Origin of the sequence: Altibacter lentus (genome assembly GCF_000746845.1) — a bacterium.
In the GTDB taxonomy this organism is placed as follows: Bacteria; Bacteroidota; Bacteroidia; order Flavobacteriales; family Flavobacteriaceae; genus Altibacter; species Altibacter lentus.
The window spans coordinates 2,290,484-2,306,319 of the sequence record NZ_KN050846.1; the positions used below are offsets into that span (position 1 = coordinate 2,290,484).

Sequence of the window (15,836 nt, forward strand, 5' to 3'; positions counted from 1 at the left end):
TATGACACAGGAAGAATTAACCGGAAAGGTACAGGAAGCGCTGGATGAGATCCGCCCCTTTTTACAAAGTGACGGAGGCGATATATCCTTGTTGTCCATTGAAAATGGAACTGTTGTACATGTCCAATTACAAGGGGCCTGCGTGGGTTGTTCGGTCAACCAGATGACACTGAAAAGCGGTGTGGAAATGACCATTAAGAAGCATGCGCCTCAAATTGAAAAAGTGGTGAATGTGGAAGTAAACTGATAATTGTCACGTACCAACTTCAAATTGCTTTTTACCTTTGTTAAATGACCTATTTATTGCATGATTAAAACCGACATACTTATTATTGGAGCAGGACCTACGGGTCTTTTTACTGTTTTTGAAGCCGGCTTACTCAAGTTGCGTTGCCATTTGATTGATGCACTGCCACAGCCCGGCGGACAATGTGCCGAAATCTATCCCAAAAAACCCATCTACGATATTCCGGCTTTTCCTGAAATACTTGCCGGAGAACTTGTCGCGAATTTGATGAAACAAATTGAACCGTTCCAACCCGGATTTACCCTGGGAGAACGGGCAGAAACCATTGAAAAAACGGAAGACGGCAGTTTTATTGTTACAACAAACAAAGGAACAAAACATCACGCTCCCATTGTAGCGATAGCAGGAGGCCTGGGCAGTTTCGAGCCGCGAAAACCACCCATTACCAATATTTCAGATTATGAAGACAAAGGAGTAGAGTACATTATTCGCGATCCTGAGATCTACCGGGGAAAGGACGTGGTCATTGCCGGAGGCGGTGACTCTGCTTTGGATTGGAGTATCTTTTTAACCGATATCGCTGCGAGTGTCACCTTGATCCATCGTCGAAATGAGTTTAGGGGTGCGTTGGATAGTGTAGAAAAAGTCCAGGAACTTAAAAATCTTGGGCGTATCGAGTTACTCACGCCGGCTGAGGTTATCGATATTGTAGGAAATGGCAAAGTGGAAGGCGTATCGATAAAACAAGGCGCAGATGTATTTAATAGATCCTGTGATCATTTTATTCCGTTATTCGGATTGGCACCTAAACTAGGCCCTATAGCCGATTGGGGCTTAGAGATAGAAAAGAACGCCATTAAAGTAGACAACACCCTCGATTACCAAACAAACATTCCTGGGATCTACGCCATTGGTGATGTGAACACCTACCCGGGGAAACTCAAACTTATTCTCTGTGGATTCCACGAAGCGACATTGATGTGTCAAAGTGCATACCAACGTATTTTCCCCGAGAAACGCTATGTAATGAAATATACCACCGTAGGCGGAGTGGAAGGATTTGACGGAAGTAAAAAAGAGGCTCCGAAAGCTGTAATAAAGTCTATTGATTAAGAAAGCAGGGGTTAGTCTATAGGAGATAGGGATTAGGTAATAAAAAAAGGGAATGTCTATACATAAATTTGAAGACATAATTGCTTGGCAAAAGTCTCAAAACTTAGCTGTTTCAATTTATAAAAATTTTAATCTTTCTAAAGATTTTGGATTCAGAGATCAAATTACAAGGGCATCAGTATCCATTTCAAATAATATTGCTGAAGGATTTGAAAGAGGTTCAAATGCAGATTTTGTAAGATTTTTATACATTGCATTAGCTTCAAATAGCGAAGTAAGATCGATGCTCTATTTATCAAAGAAATTAAATTATTTGCAATGTGATATTGCAGATACGTTAATTGAAATGTCGAATGAAATATCAAGAATGCTTTACGGTTTAATTAAATCAATGACTAATTCCTAACCCCTAACTCCTAATAACTTAATTTGGACATTAAAATCACCATCATAGACCGCCATGGCACACCTCACGAAGTAGATGCCCCTACCGATATGAATATGAACCTAATGGAAATTGTTCGTTCTTATGAACTAGCTCCCGAAGGAACCATTGGTATTTGCGGCGGTATGGCCATGTGTGCTTCCTGCCAATGCTATGTATTGACAGATCACGAGTTACCCGAAATGAGCTACGATGAAGACTTGATGCTAGCAGAAGCATTCAACGTACAGGACAATAGCAGGTTAGGATGTCAAATTCATATAAAACCTGAAATGGAAGGACTTAAAGTGCAACTGGCGCCTGAAGCCTAGGTCGTGGTTCATTCGGTGTTGTAATGCGACAACCGTTGTGGCCCTTCCAATAAAATTCGTATTACTTTAAGCGTACCATCTTCTGTGGTCGCAATATTCCATTTTATCAAGGAGATAGCACCATTTTCAATTTCCAGTCCGGTAATGCTTCGGGGATGTACGCAACTACCATCGTTAAAATATGCGATTTCTCCGGGTTCGGGAAAACGAGGGCGGTGCGTATGACCGGTAATGGTAAAAAGGTTTTCGTTGTCGATGATCCATTTTTTAGTACGCCGCTCCACTTTAATAAGCTCTTTATAATTCTTTGCAGGACTGGTGGGATCACCAATGCCAAAGATCTGCAGCTGTCTCCATAAGGCCCGCACCATAAATCGGTTGAACTTCCATCCGTGATAGTTCATCCAGTCGGCTTGATGGCCATGGACCATAAAAACTTCCTGACCGGATTCTTCATGCTTCAGTAATAATCCTTCCGTAAAGGAAAGTCCGGGAAACAAAGGTTCATCCTTACCGCTTACCTTATCGAAATAGCTGTAAAGGTGCTTCTCCACATAACGATCGTTCAAATAGACCATATCGTGGTTTCCCACAACCCGGTAGAGTCGTTCTTCATTATAAAACAGCCGAAGAAGGTCAAAGACGTTTTGATGTGCTTCGAAGATCGATTTGAATTCTATATTCTCCCAAAGTTCGTCCCCGTCACCCAATTCGCAATAAGTGAACCCCTCTTTGTAATAATGTTTTAATGCGTGGAAGTAAATGTTTCGGTTGTTCGCAAAATCATCTGCAAAACTGTTGTCCCCGCGATGACAATCACTAAAGATGATAAATTTGGAAGTATCTGAAAAAGAGATGCGACGGGCATTTTTATAGGCACGACTGAATCTTTTCTGTGAGGACATACAAATTGTTTCTTTAAAGATACAATTTGAATTGAATATGAAATACCAAAATAAAAAAAGGCCTCATTGCTGAAGCCTTTTCCTGTTCTTTAAAGGTCACTTTCTACTTAAATGCATTCAAACCGGTAATATCGAAACCGGTGATAAGCAAATGGATGTCATGCGTTCCTTCATACGTGATCACACTTTCCAGATTCATCATGTGTCGCATAATGGAATATTCGCCTGTGATCCCCATTCCGCCTAAAATTTGACGTGCTTCTCGCGCAATGTTAATGGCCATTTCCACATTGTTACGCTTTGCCATGGAGATCTGTGCCGTAGTCGCCCGGTCCTCATTCTTCAATTGTCCCAATCGAAGGGCCAGCAGTTGTGCCTTTGTGATCTCGGTGATCATTTCGGCTAATTTCTTTTGTTGAAGCTGAAACGCTCCAATAGGTTTCCCAAACTGTATACGTTCCTTGGCATAGCGAAGTGCCGTATCGTAGCAATCCATCGCTGCACCAATCGCTCCCCAGGCAATACCATAGCGAGCCGAATCCAGACAGCCCAGCGGGGCTCCCAGACCGGATTTATTAGGAAGCAGGTTCTCTTTTGGCACTTTCACATCCTGAAAGATCAACTCTCCGGTGGCACTGGCTCTAAGCGACCATTTGTTGTGGGTTTCGGGGGTGCTGAATCCTTCCATACCACGTTCCACGATCAATCCGTGAATACGTCCCTCTTCATTCTTTGCCCACACCACGGCCACATCGCAAAAAGGAGAATTCGAGATCCAGAGTTTGGCTCCGTTTAGCAGGTAATGATCACCGGCATCCTTAAAGTTCGTCACCATACCGCCGGGGTTGGAACCATGGTCCGGTTCGGTCAATCCAAAGGATCCCATCCATTCGCCGGTAGCGAGCTTTGGTAAATATTTTTTACGCTGCTCTTCGGTACCATATTTCCAAATAGGATACATCACCAACGAAGATTGTACCGAAGCTGTGGAACGTACACCGCTGTCGCCCCGCTCTATTTCCTGCATGATCAATCCGTAGGAGATCTGGTCCAGTCCCGCACCACCATAGGTTTCAGGAATATAAGGGCCAAATGCTCCAATCTCAGCCAAGCCGGGAATGATCGACTTTGGGAACTCTGCGTTTTGTGCAGCTTCTTCGATTATGGGAGACACATCGCGCTTTACCCAGGCACGGGCTGCATCCCGTATTAATTTATGTTCTTCGGTAAGCAGGTCGTCAATGTTGTAGTAATCCGGAGCTTCAAATAAATCAGGTTTCATCTAAATTTTTTTTGGATGCACAAATTTAGGGATTGCCAAGGAATAACCTCTTCAAATCTCTAAAAATCTTTCACAACTTGACTGCTGTAATTGGGTCAGGAGACGTCGGAAAAGGCGACCCCTTTTTGTAAGGGAGAAGCATCCCGTTTTCTAAAAGGAGTCGGTTATAATTTTAGGTAAAAGTCCTGCACGAGATTTTTATAGTCCTCCGTGTAGCAATGGCGTTCTTTTTCAATAACAAGGACAGTATGGATAGGATCTTTTTTTCGGAAGGAAAATTCCATCAGGCTTCTTTTTTCTTCTGCTTCGGAAGTGCCTCGTACACGGCAGATCCTTTTTGGGTAAAGACCCCTTTCTGAAGCGATACCAATAAATCGTTCTTCTTCCTTCTTCGGAATAATGGTCGCAAAAGTGCCTTCTTCCGCCAAAAGTTGAGATACTCCGCCCAACAAGAGCTCGAAAGGCAAAGCTTCAGAAAAACGCGCTGTATCCCTGGCGCTGTCTTCAGTTTTATAATCTTCAGAATAAAATGGCGGATTCGAAACGATAAGATCATAACGTTCCTCTGTCATTTCTTCCACAAATTCATCAAAGGCCGCATGATAACAGAACAAGCGGTCGCTCCAGGGGGAATCTTCAAAATTTTCCACACACTGTTCATAAGCTGCTTCGTCTATTTCAATGGCATCGATAAGCGGGGCATGGCTGCGTTGTGCGAGCTGCAAGGCTATGATGCCGGTGCCGGCGCCAATGTCCAGGATAGATGCGGTATCGGGCGTAACCGGGGTCCAGGCACCTAACAATACGCCATCGGTACCTATCTTCATGGCACAGCGGTCCTGCTGGACTGTAAATTGTTTGAATGTAAAAGGCTTGGACATGCTATAGGTACAACTCAATAAGACCCTCCGGAACGTCCAGTAGAATGGACTTAGTGGTTCGATCCACTTTTTTAATAAAGGAATCATTGATAGGGATGAGCACCTCTTTTCCGTTGTGATCGATCTCAAACAACGCTTGGGCGGTGGAATCGTTGATAGAAACCAGAGTACCGATAACTCCGAAACGCTGGTCGGAGATCGTGAAACCAATAACTTCGTGGTAATAGAATTGATTGCCGGTTAGTTTGGGTAAGGCTGTGAGCGGCAGGTAAAGTGCTGCGCCCAATAGGGCGTCGGCATCGGCCTCGCTGTCTACATCTTCAAATTTTATGCGCAGCAACTCCGATTTGTGTAGGGAGCTCTCTTCAATAAAAAATGGAATCAGATTTTTGTGTACTTCCACAAAAACTGATTCCATTTCAACAAATTCTTCGGGGTCGTCGGTATCTAACTTGATAAGTAACTCACCCTTAAAGCTATATTTTTTAACGATCTTGCCTAAGTAGAAGCACTTCTCCTTTTGCATCGTTAGAAAATTACTCTTCTTCCTTCTTCTCTTCAGCAGGAGCTTCTTCCACCACAGCTTCTTCAGCTGGAGCTTCGGTTGCTTCGGCAGTAGCTTCTTCAGTCGTTTCAGCAGTAGCTTCTTCGGCAACAACTTCTTCTTCCGCAGGAGCTTCGGCAGCAGCAGCTTCGGCAGCACGTTTTTCATTTACTGCTTTTTCGGCAGCGATCGCTTCGGCCTTCGCTTTTTCTTTAGCGTCTGAAAGCTTCGAACGCTTGGTATCAACCGCTTTCGATTTCTCCTCTAACCAGGCATTGAATTTCTCTTCTGCTTGTTCTTCGGTCAACGCACCTTTACGAACACCTCCGGCAAGGTGATGCTTAAGCAACACACCTTTATACGAAAGGATCGCACGAGCGGTATCGGTTGGTTGTGCTCCGTTTTGAAGCCATTGTACTGCACTGTCTACATTGATCTCGATCTGTGCAGGATTAACTGTTGGATTATAAATACCTAATTTGTCAAGGAATTTACCATCTCTTTTTGAGCGGGCATCTGCCGCTACGATCCAGTAAAAAGGCTTCCCTTTTTTACCGTGTCTTTGCAATCTTATTTTTACAGGCATAAAAATTAATTTTTGGGGTACCCGACCCCGGTTATAATTAAGGACGGCAAAGATAGTATAATTTTTTTCTGAAATTCAATAGATTAAACTTTTTATTTTACATTTGTGACGAACCCATAATGACCCAAATCACTATGAAACACATTTATGTACTTTTTTTAGCAGCATTCGCATTAGTTGGGTGTGAAAGCACCGAGACCAATTCCCCTGCCTTGCAGGGAGAGATTGACGATATCTTCTTTAGAGCGAATGACGCCAGAGCAATCCCCAGTCAAGAGGACGAATCTTTTGATATTGTAGGGATCACCGAATTCGAGACACTTACCCTTCATATTCGAAAAGCCGAATTAGGTGTGTATCCCGTAGGGGAAGGAACGCCTAACTATGCCACGTTCGAGGATCGGAATGGAAATTTTTATACCTCCGAGATTGGTGGTTCCGGTGAAATAGTGTTAAGTGACCGTTGCCTTTCCTGCGGGACATTATCGGGATCGTTTAACTTTGAGGCCATCCTTCCGGGTATTGATACCGTGAATGTAAATAAAGGGATTTTCTTCGAAGTCCGCTTCCCGGTAGCCTCCACAGATGACCCTGCGACCAATGCGGGAACGTTTGTGGCAAGGATTAACGATGTGCCTTTTAGTCCGTTTAACGTGGCCGCTGCCAATACAGGCAATAACATTATTGTTACAGGTTCGTCTACTTCAACAACGCTTACCCTCCGAATGCCTTTTGACGTAACTGCCGGAAGCTATCCGCTGCCCGGAACACCCGGTTTTGGCGCCAGTTATGCTGCAGGTGGCGATCAGGAAACAGCCGTTTCCGGTAACATTATTGTGATCGAACACGATACGGCCGCTAAAAAAATTAAAGGAACTTTTTCGTTCGAGACGGCTTCTGCCAGTGTGACCGTAGGTCAGTTCAACGTCTCTTATTAGGTAGAGAATTTACTCCATTTCAATAACAACCCAAGCGAAGGTTAAACTCTGTTAAAACCTCTTAAGCTTGGGTTAATTATTTGTGTAAGCCCTTTATTTACGGTATATTGAGGTATATCGAAACAACGAAGAGCGAAGATTCGGTTTTGATAGAAAAACAAATTTTCTTCGCAAGAATTTAAAAAACTATTGAAGATGAAGTATACAGAGAAAATGTCGAATAAGTTGAATCAATTATTAGAAAAGAATTACGACGCTGAAAAAGGATACAAGAAAGCTGCCGAAATTGTGGACAACTCCAAATTGAAGCAATTTTTCGAATCGCAGGCGCAAAACCGCTACGATTTTGGTCATGAATTAAAGACCGAGATCAGAAACTATGGTGAAACTCCCGAAAAAGGGACAAGCACCACCGCCGATTTGCATCGTACGTGGATGGACATAAAGTCTACCTTCACTTCAAACGATGAGGAAGCGATCTTGAACGAAGTTCAGCGTGGTGAAGAAAAAGCGGTGGAAGAATATGATGAGATCATTAACGATATCACCCTTCCGCCAACGACGCAGAACTTGCTGACAAAGCAGCGTGAAAGTATTAAGTCAGCATTGCAAAGCGCCAAGAATTTTGAAGTAGTCGTATCCTAAGCGATACAGCTATGAAAAGGAAAAGCCGAGCTACAGCTCGGTTTTTTTTGTTTATAAAAGCACCAAACTGTGTATAACTTTACTTCCTGTTCTTGTGTGATTTCTCTATTTTTACTTTCTCAGGCAACCACACAAATTTCCTAGCATGTACTTGATCTTCGATACCGAAACCACCGGCTTACCCCGGAATTGGAATGCACCGCTCACCGACAGCGACAACTGGCCGCGATGTATTCAAATAGCGTGGCAGCTTCACGACGGGATGGGGAACATCGTGGAACATCAGGACTATCTGGTGCAACCGGAAGGATTCAATATTCCGTTCGATGCCGAAAAGATCCACGGGATCTCTACCGAACTTGCGCAACAGCAAGGTATCCCTTTAGCCGAAGTGATTGAAAAATTCTCGGAAGCACTCGCCAGAACGACCTTTGTGGTAGGTCAAAATGTAGGCTTCGACCTCAATATCATGGGGGCCGAATTCTTGCGCCTCTCACTGGAAAATCCATTGCCTAACTATCCGGTGCTAGATACCTGTACTGAAACAACCGCGCAGCTGTGTCAGATTCCGGGAGGTCGCGGCGGAAAGTTCAAGTTGCCTACCCTCACCGAATTGCATGAGTACCTCTTTAGCGAACCCTTCGCAGAAGCACACAATGCCACGGCAGACGTAGAGGCTACCACACGCTGTTTTTTGGAATTGGTGCGCCGCGGGATCTATACGGCTGAAGAACTGGACGTGCAACCGGATTATTTTGAAAAGTTCAGCAAGGCGAATCCGAAAGCGATCGAGCTTCTGGGTTTGGAGCACATCAACCTGAAGAAAGCTTCCAAGAAGATCCGGCAGCAGTTAGAGGCACAGTCTGAAACTGTGGAGATCTCTTCCGAAGAGATCAAAGAGAATATCGCGGTGCTGGAAGAAGCCCCTTTTGCACATCTGCACAATCATTCACAATTCTCCATTCTGCAATCCACCTCCAGTACACAGGACCTGGTGAATGCGGCGGTGAAGTTTGAAATGCCTGCCGTTGCATTGACCGACAGTGGTAATATGATGGGTGCTTTTCACTTCGTAAGAGCGGTGAACACTTACAACAGCAGTCTTCCTGAAGAAGAACAGCACAAGGCTTTAAAAGGGATCGTAGGCTGTGAGTTCTTTGTCTGTGAGGACCATAACAACAAATCGCACAAGGACAACGGCTACCAGATCGTACTACTGGCAAAGAATAAGAACGGCTATCACAATCTGGCGAAGATGGCATCTATTGCTTATACCGACGGTTTTTATTACGTGCCACGCATCGATAAGACCGTTATTGAAAAATACAAGGAAGATATCATCGTCCTGTCGGGCAGCCTGTACGGGGAAGTATCAAGTAAGATCCTGAATGTAGGCGAGCATCAGGCAGAGGAAGCGCTGCTCTGGTGGAAAGCTACTTTTGGGGATGATTTCTACCTGGAGATCATGCGTCACAATCAGGAGGATGAGGACCGGGTAAATACCGTACTTATTGAATTCTCAAAAAAGCACGAGGTGCCTCTGGTGGCGTGTAACAATACCTACTACATCGAAAAAGAGAACGCCAATGCCCACGACATTCTGTTGTGTGTTAAGGACGGTGAGAAACAAGGCACGCCCATAGGGCGGGGGCGGGGGTACCGCTACGGACTCCCCAATCAGGAGTATTATTTCAAGTCTCAGGAAGAGATGAAGGAGTTGTTCAAGGACCTTCCGGAGGCGATTAGCAGTATTTCGGAGATCATTGGAAAGATCGATTCGTTTTCGCTGGCCAGAGACGTATTACTGCCTAATTTCGCGATCCCGAAAGAGTTCTTACATGCCGAAGATGCCGATGGCGGCAAGCGCGGGGAGAATGCGTATTTGAAGCATCTTACCTATGAAGGAGCCAAAAAGCGCTATGGAGAACTTACCGAAGCGATCAGGGAGCGATTGGATTTTGAGCTGGATGTCATTGCCAATACCGGTTATCCGGGCTACTTCCTAATTGTACAGGATTTCATTGCCGAGGCCCGTAAGATGGATGTTTCGGTAGGACCGGGAAGGGGATCGGCGGCAGGAAGTGCCGTGGCCTACTGTCTGGGGATCACCAATATCTGCCCCATTAAATACGACCTGCTTTTTGAGCGTTTCCTGAATCCGGACCGGGTGAGCATGCCCGATATCGATATTGATTTTGACGATGAGGGGCGTAGCCGTGTCATGGACTATGTGATTCAGAAATACGGAAGCAATCAGGTAGCACAGATCATAACCTACGGTACCATGGCGGCCAAGTCGTCCATTCGGGATACGGCGCGGGTACTGGATCTTCCGTTGAACGATGCCGACAGGATCGCGAAGCTCATTCCGAACATGACCAAGCTGAACAAGATCTTTGGTTTGAGCGATCAGGAATTGCGAAGTAAATTCCGAAGTGATGAATTGCCCAAGGTCAACGAACTGTTGAACCTTTCTGAAGGATCCGATCTGGAAGCACAGACCATCAATCAGGCGAAAATCCTGGAAGGATCCGTGCGCAACACCGGGATCCATGCCTGTGGTGTGATCATCACCCCGGACGATATCACCAACTTCGTACCCATTGCCACGGCCAAGGATTCAGACTTGTATGTAACGCAATTCGACAACTCGGTAGTGGAGAGTGCAGGGCTGCTGAAAATGGACTTCCTGGGACTAAAAACCCTTACCCTTATTAAGGATACGGTGAAACTAGTGAAGCATAAGCACAACATCGATCTGGACCCGGATACCTTTCCGCTGGACGATGCAAAGACCTTCGAATTGTTCCAGCGCGGAGAGACCGTAGGGATTTTTCAGTACGAATCGGCGGGTATGCAAAAACACATGAAGGACCTCAAACCAACGGTCTTCGCCGATCTCATTGCTATGAACGCGCTGTACCGACCCGGCCCCATGGAATACATCCCCAGCTTTATCCGCAGAAAGCACGGAGAGGAAGAGATCACCTACGATCTGCCGGCCATGGAAGAATATTTAAAAGAGACCTACGGGATCACCGTATACCAGGAGCAGGTGATGTTGCTGTCACAAAAACTGGCAGACTTCACCAAGGGTGAGGCAGATGTGCTTCGGAAGGCGATGGGGAAAAAGCAAAAAGCGGTGCTGGACAAGATGAAGCCGCAATTCATAGAACAGGCGGCTGCCAAAGGCCACGATCCCGAAAAACTGGAAAAGATTTGGAAGGACTGGGAAGCCTTTGCGAGTTATGCTTTCAACAAATCGCACTCTACATGCTATGCCTGGATCGCCTACCAGACAGCCTACCTGAAAGCCCATTACCCGGCCGAGTATATGGCTGCGGTGCTGTCCAACAACATGAGTGACATCAAGCAGGTGACCTTCTTTATGGAAGAATGCCGCCGTATGGGATTACAGGTACTGGGCCCCGACGTGAATGAATCCTTTTACAAGTTCACGGTGAACGATCAGGGTGCCATTCGGTTTGGGATGGGCGCGATAAAAGGCGTGGGCGGAAATGCCGTTGCCACCATCGTGGAAGAACGAAAGGACGGAAAATATAGATCGGTGTTCGATCTTGCCAAACGCATCGATCTTCGGGCAGCCAATAAGAAAGCATTCGAGAACCTGGCATTGGCGGGCGGTTTCGACAGTTTCGACACCCACCGCGCCCAGTATTTGCACGACGACGGCGACGGTGTGATGTTCGTGGAAAAGGTATTGCGCTATGCGGCGAAGTATCAGGAAACACAGAACTCTGCTCAGGTAAGTTTGTTCGGGGATGCCAGTGAGGTACAGATCCCGGAACCCGAAGTACCGCCCTGTGAGGAATGGGGCACCATGAAGAAATTAAAACAGGAAAAAGAAGTAGTTGGGATCTATATTTCGGGGCATCCGCTGGATGACTTTAAGACCGAGATGAAGAATTTCACCAATTGCCGGGTATCCGACTTCCACCATCTGGAACTGTTCGTGAACCGGGAGTTGTGTTTTGGCGGTATCGTAACCGATGTACAACACAGGGAGTCCAAGGCCGGGAAAGGCTGGGCGATCTTTACCGTGGAAGATTACGACGATAGTTTTGAGTTCAAGATCTTTGGGGAGGAATACCTTAAATGGCGACATTTCCTGGTGCCGAACAGTTTTATCCATGCCCGTGTGTTTGTAAAAGAAGGATGGGTGAACAGAGATACCGGGAAACAGGGAGAACCCCGACTGCAATACAATCACATGCAAATGTTGCATGATGTCATGGAAAGTCAGGCAAAAAAGTTGACCATACAGATGCCTGTTCAGGAATTGAAGGAAGAACGCATCCGGCATTTGAAGGACCTGTTCAGAGCACATAAAGGAGACAAGCAATTGCATTTTGTGATCTACGAGGTAGAAGACCAGGTAAAGTTGAACATGCCCAGCAGGAAACACAAAGTAGCCATCTCGCAAGAGCTGCTACGTGCTCTGGAGGAAGAGCAGGTACGGTATAAGCTGAATTAGGGACATCCATCCCCCGGCCCCTTCCTTCAAAGGAAGGGGTGTTATGGTTGGGATCGGGCAGGCCCGTCTGGAAAACATCCGGGCAGGGATTGGAGCGGGCTACCCCGCCTGGATTGGGGCGTGTAGGAGGGCAGGCGTGTAGCGCGGAAAGCCCGGTCGAGCGACATCGCGAGAGCCCGCATAATAAAAAGGAATACCGCTATTGTCTAAACTAATGTTAAGGCGGTACGCTTTCGGGGTTTTTTTACTTATTTTTGTGTAACAATTTAAAATCAATACAATGGCTTTAGAAATAACAGACGCAACGTTTGAAGAAACGGTCTTAAAAAGTGATAAACCAGTGATGGTAGACTTTTGGGCAGCATGGTGTGGTCCATGTCGTATGGTAGGTCCCATCATTGATCAAATAAGTGAAGAGTACGACGGCAAGGCTGTCGTTGGTAAGGTAGACGTAGATGCCAACCAGGAATTTGCCGCCAAGTACGGGGTGCGGAACATCCCCACCGTGTTGGTGTTCAACAACGGAGAACTGGTAGGCAGACAAGTAGGTGTTGCACCTAAGAACGTCTATGCCGAAGCGATCGATTCACTTTTATAGAAAAAGAAAGAAATTAAGTTCTAAAAGGCTTGGCAGTATGCTGAGCCTTTTTTAATTTTCAACAGCATTAACACAAGCACAATTCTATGGAAAAAGTAACTAAGGTTCAGGATACCATCGACGGGCAATTGCTCAAGGAGCGAAAGATCTTCTTATGGGGGATGGTCGATGATAAGAGTGCCAAACACATTGTAGACCGGCTCATGTATTTGGATTCCCTGAATCACGACGAAATAAAATTCTATATCAACAGTCCGGGAGGTTACGTGACCAGCGGGTTCTCCATTTACGACACCATGAAAAGCCTAAAGAGTCCCGTAGCGACTATTTGCACGGGTCTGGCAGCCTCCATGGGAAGCATTTTGCTTAGTGCCGGGGAAAAGGGGAAGCGGTACATACAGCCTCATGCACGGGTGATGATCCATCAGCCCAGCGGCGGTGCACGCGGACCGGCCAGTGATATCGAGATCACAGCCCAGGAGATCCTTAAAACCAAAGAGCTGAGTGCCAAGATCCTCGCCGATAATTGCGGACAGACTTTCGAAAAAGTGATGAAGGACTTTAACCGCGACCACTGGATGGGCGCAAAGGAAAGTGTGGATTATGGTATTGTGGATAAGATTGCTAAGTAAGCAGAAAGCAATTTCGGGTGCATGGTGAATGGTGAAGGGTGATTGGATAATATGACAGTTTTTTTATGGATCATAAGGAAATGAATGTTTGGAATAAGGGTATGGATCTGGTTGAAAGGATTTATATAATCAGTAATGAATTTCCATCTGAAGAAACCTATGGCCTTAAAAATCAAATAAGAAGAGCGGCTGTGTCAGTTCCGTCTAATATAGCCGAAGGTGCTGCAAGGAAAGGGAATAAAGAGTTTTTACAGTTTATAAATATTGCGCTAGGCTCTTGGTCGGAAGTAGAAACTCAATACTTGCTAGCGATGCGCTTGGGATATAGTAAAGAAGATAAAGAACTTGATGAACGAATCGTTTCAGTACGCAAATTACTTTTAGGAACCCGAAACTATATAAGAAAAACGAACGCTTAACTACTCACTACTCACTAATCACTATTCACTAATCACTATTCACTAATCACTATTCACTAATCACTAATCACTACTCACCATTAAATGAACATCGAAAAGGAAATAAACGAAATTACCGGCTTCAAGAATCTGGAGCTGCTCGCCACGCAGGTAGTGGAGGGGTTTATTTCCGGTTTGCACAAGAGTCCGTTCCACGGGTTTTCTGCCGAATTTGCCGAACACAAGATCTACAACAACGGTGAGAGTACCAAGCACATCGACTGGAAGCTGTACGCCAAGACCGACAAGCTATATACCAAGCGATATGAGGAAGAGACCAATTTACGGTGTCATTTGATCCTGGACAACAGCAGCTCCATGCATTATCCGCCTGTAAAGCAGTTTGGGATCGGGTCGTTGAACAAGATAGGGTTTTCGGTACTGGCAAGTGCGGCCATCATGAACCTCTTAAAACGGCAACGGGATGCGGTAGGCATGAGTATTTACAGCGATACGTATGAGTTCTATGCTTCGGAAAAGGGGAGCGAGCGCCACCATCATTTATTGCTGCATCAATTAACCGAAGCCTTGACGCGAACACGCAGGCAGGTCCCTACCAGGACCTACACCCATTTGCACCTCATTGCCGAAAAGCTGAAGCGACGTTCGCTGGTATTCCTGTTCACCGATATGTTTCAGAGCGACGCCGAAGAAGAAAAGCTCTTTGAGGCCCTTCAGCATTTAAAGTACAACAAACACGAAGTCGTACTCTTCCACACCTACGATAAGGAGAAGGAGATCCACTTCGATTTCAACAACCGCCCCAAGCGATTTGTAGACGTAGAGACCGGTGCCCATGTCAATTTGTATGCCGATACCATCAAGGCGTCCTATGAAGAAGCGGTGGCGCAGTATTTCAGTGATCTCAAATTAAAGTGCGGGCAGTATCGCATCAAGTATGTGGCGGTCGATATCAAGGAATCCTTCAACAAGATCCTCACCACCTATCTGGTCGAACGGCAGAAGTTCGGATAGGGAGTAAGGGCTCATTATGAAGGAAATAGGGAAGCAGGTGTGCCCAAATTAAAAATTACACTATTTTTTTAAAAAAATTGTTTGTCATAATGAAATGGAGTGGTATATTTGCCACCGCTATGATAGCAAGGGACCTTGTCCCGAGATTGAAAGCAACAATATCCATAAGACCAACTGTAGTTGGTGTCCGGCAACGGATTGGAATATTGGTCTGGTAGTTCAGTTGGTTAGAATACCTGCCTGTCACGCAGGGGGTCGCGAGTTCGAGTCTCGTCCAGACCGCAACTAAAATGTTGTGTTGTCCCGATAGCTATCGGGATGTGGTTAAATCCTTTATAGGATTACCAATGAGAAGCTTGTCTGAGAAGACGGGCTTTTTTTGTTAGTGAGACAGTGAATCTTCGATTCACGTAGTCGAACTAATCCCGCTGCAAGCGGGATCTCAATCTTTTATAGCCTTACCATGACAGTGAATCTATGATTCACGTAGTCGAACTAATCCCGCTGCAAGCGGGATCTCAATCTTTTATAGCCTTACCATGACAGCGAATCTTCGATTCGCGTAGTCGAAGGAATCCCGCTGCAAGCGGGATCTCAATCTTTTATAGCCTTGCCGTGACAGTGAATCTATGATTCACGTAGTCGAAGGAATCCCGCTGCAAGCGGGATCTCAATCTTTTATAGCCTTACCATGACAGTGAATCTATGATTCACGTAGTCGAAGGAATCCCGCTGCAAGCGGGATCTCAATCTTTTATAGCCTTACCATGACAGTGAATCT

16 protein-coding genes and 1 tRNA gene are annotated in these 15,836 nt (G+C 45.6%); 12 read left to right on the forward strand and 5 right to left on the reverse strand.

Annotated elements, in window-relative coordinates:
• The first annotated feature begins 1 nt into the window (after position 1).
• Genes JS40_RS10600 through JS40_RS10615 form a run of 4 tightly spaced genes read left to right on the forward strand, consistent with a single transcriptional unit; the run spans position 2 to position 2,116 of the window.
• Positions 2 to 247 carry a NifU family protein gene (locus JS40_RS10600; RefSeq protein WP_034260407.1) on the forward strand — a complete coding sequence of 82 codons (246 nt, stop codon included), beginning with the start codon at positions 2 to 4 and terminating at the stop codon, positions 245 to 247.
• A gap of 60 nt (positions 248 to 307) precedes the next feature.
• Positions 308 to 1,360 carry an NAD(P)/FAD-dependent oxidoreductase gene (locus JS40_RS10605; RefSeq protein WP_034260408.1) on the forward strand — a complete coding sequence of 351 codons (1,053 nt, stop codon included), beginning with the start codon at positions 308 to 310 and terminating at the stop codon, positions 1,358 to 1,360.
• Between the two features lie 52 nt (positions 1,361 to 1,412).
• On the forward strand, positions 1,413 to 1,766 hold the full coding sequence (locus JS40_RS10610; RefSeq protein ID WP_034260410.1) for a four helix bundle protein: 354 nt from the start codon (positions 1,413 to 1,415) through the stop codon (positions 1,764 to 1,766).
• Between the two features lie 23 nt (positions 1,767 to 1,789).
• Entirely contained in the window at positions 1,790 to 2,116 is a 327-nt protein-coding gene (locus JS40_RS10615; RefSeq protein ID WP_034260412.1) for a 2Fe-2S iron-sulfur cluster-binding family protein, read from the forward strand.
• 8 nt (positions 2,117 to 2,124) lie between these two features.
• On the opposite strand, the gene JS40_RS10620 is transcribed toward JS40_RS10615, so the two are convergent.
• The 5 genes from JS40_RS10620 to JS40_RS10640 all read right to left on the reverse strand — a co-directional run bounded on the left by JS40_RS10620 (position 2,125) and on the right by JS40_RS10640 (position 6,314).
• Positions 2,125 to 3,021 (reverse strand): metallophosphoesterase family protein, encoded by an 897-nt coding sequence (locus tag JS40_RS10620; RefSeq protein WP_034260414.1) that lies wholly within the window; start codon positions 3,019 to 3,021, stop codon positions 2,125 to 2,127.
• A gap of 103 nt (positions 3,022 to 3,124) precedes the next feature.
• Complete coding sequence (locus tag JS40_RS10625) at positions 3,125 to 4,303, reverse strand: acyl-CoA dehydrogenase family protein (RefSeq protein ID WP_034260416.1); 1,179 nt, start codon at positions 4,301 to 4,303, stop codon at positions 3,125 to 3,127.
• A 164-nt stretch (positions 4,304 to 4,467) separates the two neighbouring features.
• Positions 4,468 to 5,184: a tRNA1(Val) (adenine(37)-N6)-methyltransferase gene (locus tag JS40_RS10630; RefSeq protein WP_034260418.1), complete on the reverse strand. Its 717-nt coding sequence runs from the start codon at positions 5,182 to 5,184 to the stop codon at positions 4,468 to 4,470.
• Position 5,185: 1 nt separating this feature from the next.
• Entirely contained in the window at positions 5,186 to 5,710 is a 525-nt protein-coding gene (rimM, locus tag JS40_RS10635; RefSeq protein WP_034260420.1) for a ribosome maturation factor RimM, read from the reverse strand.
• Positions 5,711 to 5,720: 10 nt separating this feature from the next.
• Positions 5,721 to 6,314 carry a 30S ribosomal protein S16 gene (locus JS40_RS10640; protein ID WP_034260422.1) on the reverse strand — a complete coding sequence of 198 codons (594 nt, stop codon included), beginning with the start codon at positions 6,312 to 6,314 and terminating at the stop codon, positions 5,721 to 5,723.
• Positions 6,315 to 6,448: 134 nt separating this feature from the next.
• On the opposite strand from JS40_RS10640, the gene JS40_RS10645 reads away from it, so the two are divergent.
• From JS40_RS10645 to JS40_RS10680, 8 genes are all read left to right on the forward strand, one after another.
• Positions 6,449 to 7,252 (forward strand): DUF6252 domain-containing protein, encoded by an 804-nt coding sequence (locus JS40_RS10645; protein WP_152558170.1) that lies wholly within the window; start codon positions 6,449 to 6,451, stop codon positions 7,250 to 7,252.
• A gap of 195 nt (positions 7,253 to 7,447) precedes the next feature.
• Entirely contained in the window at positions 7,448 to 7,897 is a 450-nt protein-coding gene (locus JS40_RS10650) for a ferritin-like domain-containing protein (protein ID WP_034260426.1), read from the forward strand.
• Between the two features lie 145 nt (positions 7,898 to 8,042).
• Positions 8,043 to 12,392, forward strand: a complete 4,350-nt coding sequence (gene dnaE, locus JS40_RS10655) for a DNA polymerase III subunit alpha (RefSeq protein WP_034260429.1) — start codon at positions 8,043 to 8,045, stop codon at positions 12,390 to 12,392.
• A 280-nt stretch (positions 12,393 to 12,672) separates the two neighbouring features.
• Positions 12,673 to 12,990 carry a thioredoxin gene (gene trxA, locus JS40_RS10660; protein WP_034260431.1) on the forward strand — a complete coding sequence of 106 codons (318 nt, stop codon included), beginning with the start codon at positions 12,673 to 12,675 and terminating at the stop codon, positions 12,988 to 12,990.
• 86 nt (positions 12,991 to 13,076) lie between these two features.
• Positions 13,077 to 13,622, forward strand: a complete 546-nt coding sequence (locus JS40_RS10665) for a ClpP family protease (protein WP_034260433.1) — start codon at positions 13,077 to 13,079, stop codon at positions 13,620 to 13,622.
• Positions 13,623 to 13,687: 65 nt separating this feature from the next.
• Positions 13,688 to 14,041: a four helix bundle protein gene (locus tag JS40_RS10670; RefSeq protein ID WP_034260435.1), complete on the forward strand. Its 354-nt coding sequence runs from the start codon at positions 13,688 to 13,690 to the stop codon at positions 14,039 to 14,041.
• An 84-nt stretch (positions 14,042 to 14,125) separates the two neighbouring features.
• Positions 14,126 to 15,055, forward strand: a complete 930-nt coding sequence (locus JS40_RS10675) for a DUF58 domain-containing protein (RefSeq protein ID WP_034260437.1) — start codon at positions 14,126 to 14,128, stop codon at positions 15,053 to 15,055.
• A 208-nt stretch (positions 15,056 to 15,263) separates the two neighbouring features.
• Positions 15,264 to 15,337: transfer RNA gene (locus JS40_RS10680), tRNA-Asp, on the forward strand.
• Positions 15,338 to 15,836: the final 499 nt, after the last annotated feature.

Bases quoted from the DNA above. Each gene is read 5' to 3' on its own strand.
- JS40_RS10605 (WP_034260408.1), top strand. From the start codon at position 308: ATGATTAAAACCGACATACTTATTATTGGAGCAGGACCTACGGGTCTT.
- rimM (WP_034260420.1), bottom strand. From the start codon at position 5,710: ATGCAAAAGGAGAAGTGCTTCTACTTAGGCAAGATCGTTAAAAAATAT.
- JS40_RS10665 (WP_034260433.1), top strand. From the start codon at position 13,077: ATGGAAAAAGTAACTAAGGTTCAGGATACCATCGACGGGCAATTGCTC.
- JS40_RS10600 (WP_034260407.1), top strand. From the start codon at position 2: ATGACACAGGAAGAATTAACCGGAAAGGTACAGGAAGCGCTGGATGAG.
- JS40_RS10645 (WP_152558170.1), top strand. From the start codon at position 6,449: ATGAAACACATTTATGTACTTTTTTTAGCAGCATTCGCATTAGTTGGG.
- JS40_RS10625 (WP_034260416.1), bottom strand. From the start codon at position 4,303: ATGAAACCTGATTTATTTGAAGCTCCGGATTACTACAACATTGACGAC.
- trxA (WP_034260431.1), top strand. From the start codon at position 12,673: ATGGCTTTAGAAATAACAGACGCAACGTTTGAAGAAACGGTCTTAAAA.
- JS40_RS10650 (WP_034260426.1), top strand. From the start codon at position 7,448: ATGAAGTATACAGAGAAAATGTCGAATAAGTTGAATCAATTATTAGAA.
- JS40_RS10620 (WP_034260414.1), bottom strand. From the start codon at position 3,021: ATGTCCTCACAGAAAAGATTCAGTCGTGCCTATAAAAATGCCCGTCGC.
- JS40_RS10630 (WP_034260418.1), bottom strand. From the start codon at position 5,184: ATGTCCAAGCCTTTTACATTCAAACAATTTACAGTCCAGCAGGACCGC.
- dnaE (WP_034260429.1), top strand. From the start codon at position 8,043: ATGTACTTGATCTTCGATACCGAAACCACCGGCTTACCCCGGAATTGG.
- JS40_RS10675 (WP_034260437.1), top strand. From the start codon at position 14,126: ATGAACATCGAAAAGGAAATAAACGAAATTACCGGCTTCAAGAATCTG.
- JS40_RS10670 (WP_034260435.1), top strand. From the start codon at position 13,688: ATGGATCATAAGGAAATGAATGTTTGGAATAAGGGTATGGATCTGGTT.
- JS40_RS10640 (WP_034260422.1), bottom strand. From the start codon at position 6,314: ATGCCTGTAAAAATAAGATTGCAAAGACACGGTAAAAAAGGGAAGCCT.
- JS40_RS10610 (WP_034260410.1), top strand. From the start codon at position 1,413: ATGTCTATACATAAATTTGAAGACATAATTGCTTGGCAAAAGTCTCAA.